Source organism: Armatimonas sp., from assembly GCF_964826245.1.
In genome coordinates this window covers 1-4,059 of record NZ_CBAYMC010000322.1, presented here as the reverse complement: position 1 = coordinate 4,059, position 4,059 = coordinate 1, and the positions used below count along the sequence as shown (strand labels likewise).

The window sequence follows — 4,059 nt, the reverse complement described above, 5'->3', positions numbered from 1 at the left end:
ATCGGGTCGAGCGAGTCTGGGCTGGTGGCGCGGGCTGCTCCGGCGTTGCCAGGGTTGTTGGGCGTGGTCGAAAACGGCTCTTTGGTTTTCGGGGGATTTTGGGTGTCCCAGAGCGGGTTGCTGGCCACTTTCGCAAAGACCGGCCCCGCCTTGATAACTGTCGTAATCCCATTCTTGCCCAAGAAGTAGACATGCTCTCCCACGGCCAGCGGTGAGGCCCAGCAGGGGCTATCAATGCGCTCAGAGTAGAGCCCTTTGCCCGTCTTGGCATCTACGCAGAACACAACGCCTGCCGCCGTGACATAGTAGACCAGCCCTTGGTAGGCCAGTGGGCTGGCAAAGTCGCAGGTGGCTTTCTTGCCCTCCCAGAGCACTTCCGCGCTTGGCTTGCCGTCTTTGGTGGTGAGCCTCAGGCAGCAGTTCGACTCCGCCGCCGTCCGCCCACCGGGCCGCGCCAGCCGCGCTTGTGCGGGAGTTGCGCCCACAAAGACCGAGTCGCCGTCTACGCACACCGATGGCATGATATTGCCCGTCATGCGGTCCACTGACCAGAGCAGCGACCCATCTTTGCTGTCAAAGCCCTCCACAAAGCCGTTGGCGCTGACGATTATAATCTCCTTTTCTCCTTGCTTTGCTACCACGGGCGACGTCCAGCTCTTGCGCGGCTCACGAGCCACTTTCCAGCGGTTCTTGCCCGTCTTTTTGTCCACGGCCAGCAGATACGCCACCCCCGGATCGTCCACGAGCACAAAGACCGTGTCGGCGTTTTGGGCCAGCGACTGCCCGATCCCAAACTCATTGGTGAGCATCCCGTACTCTTTGACGAGAGCGCGGCTCCAGAGAGTTTTGCCACTGTGGTCGAGAGCAGCCAGCTCGCCGCTCTCAAAGAAGGCATAGACTCCTTTGCTGTCCACCACCGGCGTGGGGGCGGCGCGGCTGACGTAGTAGCTCATCTCATGGAGCAAGTTCGAGGCGAAAGAGCGGCTCCAGAGCAGCTTGCCGCTCTTCAGGTCGCAGGCGTGCACCAGGCAGCGCTCCCGCTGTGGCCCCTGCACCGAAGTCACAAAAACACGCCCATTCCAGACCACCGGCGACGACTGCCCGTAGCCGGGGAGCTCCGTCTTCCACGCGATATTTTGGCTAGGCGACCAGCGCAGCGGGAGCCGCTTGACTCCCGCCGCGCTCCCAGCGCCTCCTCCATTACGAAACGACGTCCAGTTGCTTGCCACTTAGGGAGTCCCCCGCCCGTTGTAGAAGGCATCGTTGATTACCGCGCCTGGTGTCACAAAGCCCAGGTTCGCGTTGCGCATCGCAGCGGCATTGGCGATTGTTGTCGGGGTCTGCACCGAGAACGATTTTGCATGGCCGTCGGCGAAGGCGATATTGGCTTTCAGGTTGTGGCGCGCATGGGCGGAGGGACTAGCCCCCCCACGCCACGAGGGCGGCCAGGCCCAAGGGTGAAGTGTCACTCGGTTCTCCAAGGTATTCCAGAGGCCACTATTCTGAAAGACAAGCGTATCGGCGGGCACCTCGATTGCGGCAAGGCTCGCCGGGTTTGCCGTCCAGCCGGGCAGGGGGCCGCCAGGCGGGACAGATAAGCCGTAGCCTCCCAGATAGCAGACATTGTAGGCATAGTGAATCGGCCCCCAGAGCGGGCTAACGGGAAGGCCGCTGGCAGCCGGGTCGCCCAGGATCGAGGCATTTTTCAGGTACGGAAAGATCAGCCCATTGCGTGGCCCCAGATCCGGCGCGGAGTTAAATCCGGCTCCGGTGCGCGTGGCGGCATACCAGTAGACATTGTAGCCAGGGGCCCAAGGCCCCTGTAGCCCTGTGGGCAGTACGGTCTCGTCGTAGTCTTGGGCGTACATCAGCCAGCCGAGGGCAAGCTGCTTGAGATTTGACAAGTCCGATGTCTGGCGGGCTTTGGCGCGGGCCTGTGCAAAGACAGGAAAGAGAATCGCGGCGAGAATCGCGATAATGGCGATGACGACTAAGAGTTCGATAAGGGTAAATGCCTTTTTCATAGTTTTACATAGCTTTCTGGTTTTTTGATAGACTCGGGCTTTTCTTTAGCCCACTTGACAAACTCCTCGATGCACGGCGGGCAACAGAAGAGATATTTCTTGCCACCGATCACCCAAGCGAACTTTGGGTTGGCGGCGGTCTCGGAGATGGGGCAGAGTGCCTCGCCGGGCTTAGGATGCGCGTTGTGCTGTGACATCTGCGAGCCGTATTTTTGCGTGGCGGTCTGGCTCCCGTTGGCTTTAATGTCCGCGTCGGTGTAGAGGCCACCAGGTGTCAGAAAGAGCTTCTGCGCCTCGGCATCTCCCACGGCAGCAGGCATCGCGGCATCAGCGAGCTGTGCTCCGGGGACCAGGTGCTCAGGTCGCCACTGGAGCCGGTAGCTATGCCCTGCAATCGGAATCGTCAGCGAGAGCCCCACCTGCATCGTCTCCACCGTACGCCCTAGCTCAGCCACAAAGCGCGAGGTCATGCCAGGCGGATCGGTAGCAACAGGACGTGCTGTAACGGTGAGAGACTCACTGCCATCGCCTTTAGTCACGGCGCTCGCTTCCATCCCCATATCGGGGGCCATGACGGGGATGGGGAAGAGCTGCTTCTCTTTGGCTCCATAGATATATAAGACAATGCGGCCCTGTCTATCTATCTGTGCCTCGATATGATAGTCGCCCGCTGCTTGAACATTGGCCGAGTGCTGGACTGTCTCAATATGGTTGATGATCTGCTGCCCCCCTGGCACACCCGAGCCGGGGGCGGGGGATTTTTTTGCCTCGCTACTTGCCCACTGCATCAGGAGCCCGCCCACGGCGATTATCCCAATAGCAAGCAATGCGAGAGGCGCGTTTTGCGACGAACGCATGGAAGAACCTCACTTACTAAAAAATAGAAACGATAAAAACGACGATTGTTTCAGCAAGAAAAGGCAGGGGGAGCGCGGAGACTATGAAAGCACGGAGCAGAGCGGCGCAAGCACTCTTCCGTTGCGAGGAGGCGACAGACCAGAGTGGGCTGCGTACACGGCTCGCTCAGAAGCCGCTCCGCAACGGGAAGCGTGAGGGGAAGCGCGGCTAGGGCACAGAGTGGACAAGAATCGGACGAAGCCTCAACCGCAGACGAGGCCTGTGAGGAGTCTTGAGCGTGGGCCGCTATTGCCTGCGCGTGAAAGGCGTGATGAAAAAACTCCATAGGACCGTGTAGAAGCACTAGCACCACACCTAAGAAGAGCGTGAGCCGCTGGGCCTGACATCGGAGCGAAGAGATCATCATTTGTAATCATACACCAAATACAACTAGATATCAATAACATATCGGTTGTTTTTAGGAAAACTGAAGAGGGTCAGGGAAGGTCAGCCAACCTTCCGGGCCGAGTGCCTGCTCCTCATCGGTGAGGAGCGCGGCATCCAGCGCAGCACAGAGCATACTCTCTGAGACTGCTTGACCGATAAAGACAAGCTCTTGGCGACGGTCGCCCCAGGGCTCTTGCCAGTCGGCTTGTGTCGAGGCGAGGCTCTCGGGATCGTCAGGCCACTGGTCTTCGGGCGTGGCGGCCCACCAATAGCCTGCGGGCTCGATCCGGCTCGCCCCACCCGCCTGTGACCAGAGCAGGGCCAGGTCGTGGTTGGTTGCTAGCCAGGCAAAACCTTTGGAGCGCAGCAGCCCCGGCCAGTCGGCTCCTAGCACCGTGATCAAGCGCTCGGGGTGGAAGGGGCGGCGGGCACGAAAGACAAAGCTCGTGATCCCGTACTCATCGGCCTCGCTGGCCTCCTCGCCGCGCAGAGTCGCTAGCCAACCTGGAGCGCGGCTCGCCTTTTCAAAGTCAAAGCGCTGGGTTTCAAGCAGCTCCGCAAGTGGGACGCGTCCAAACGCACTTCGGAGGATCTTTGCCTCGGGGTTGAGGCGACGCAGGAGCGCCTCTAGCTCAAGGAGCGTTGCCTCTTCCACTAAGTCGCACTTGTTGAGTAGCAGCGTGTCGGCAAACTCGACTTGCTCGATGAGTAAGTCCGAGATCGTGCGGTCGTCGGCTTCGTGGGCGGCCAG

General features: G+C 60.2%; 5 protein-coding genes. 1 reads left to right on the top strand and 4 read right to left on the bottom strand.

Annotation, left to right across the window (positions count from 1 at the left end; genetic code table 11):
* The 3 genes from AC1XOS_RS20635 to AC1XOS_RS20625 all read right to left on the bottom strand — a co-directional run.
* A partial coding sequence (locus tag AC1XOS_RS20635; protein WP_481964096.1) for an outer membrane protein assembly factor BamB family protein occupies positions 1-1,229 on the bottom strand: 1,229 nt, incomplete at its 3' end.
* Positions 1,230-2,024, bottom strand: a complete 795-nt coding sequence (locus tag AC1XOS_RS20630) for a prepilin-type N-terminal cleavage/methylation domain-containing protein (protein ID WP_481964095.1) — start codon at positions 2,022-2,024, stop codon at positions 1,230-1,232. It lies immediately after the preceding gene.
* On the bottom strand, positions 2,021-2,881 hold the full coding sequence (locus AC1XOS_RS20625) for a hypothetical protein (protein ID WP_481964094.1): 861 nt from the start codon (positions 2,879-2,881) through the stop codon (positions 2,021-2,023). Before AC1XOS_RS20625 ends, AC1XOS_RS20630 begins: the two co-directional genes overlap by 4 nt.
* Positions 2,882-2,964: 83 nt before the next feature.
* Between AC1XOS_RS20625 and AC1XOS_RS20620 the strand changes: the two genes are divergently transcribed.
* Positions 2,965-3,093 (top strand): hypothetical protein, encoded by a 129-nt coding sequence (locus AC1XOS_RS20620; RefSeq protein ID WP_481964093.1) that lies wholly within the window; start codon positions 2,965-2,967, stop codon positions 3,091-3,093.
* A gap of 246 nt (positions 3,094-3,339) precedes the next feature.
* On the opposite strand, the gene AC1XOS_RS20615 is transcribed toward AC1XOS_RS20620, so the two are convergent.
* A partial coding sequence (locus AC1XOS_RS20615) for a GTP-binding protein (protein ID WP_481964092.1) occupies positions 3,340-4,059 on the bottom strand: 720 nt, incomplete at its 5' end.

Bases quoted from the DNA above. Each gene is read 5' to 3' on its own strand.
- AC1XOS_RS20630 (WP_481964095.1), bottom strand. From the start codon at position 2,024: ATGAAAAAGGCATTTACCCTTATCGAACTCTTAGTCGTCATCGCCATT.
- AC1XOS_RS20625 (WP_481964094.1), bottom strand. From the start codon at position 2,881: ATGCGTTCGTCGCAAAACGCGCCTCTCGCATTGCTTGCTATTGGGATA.
- AC1XOS_RS20620 (WP_481964093.1), top strand. From the start codon at position 2,965: ATGAAAGCACGGAGCAGAGCGGCGCAAGCACTCTTCCGTTGCGAGGAG.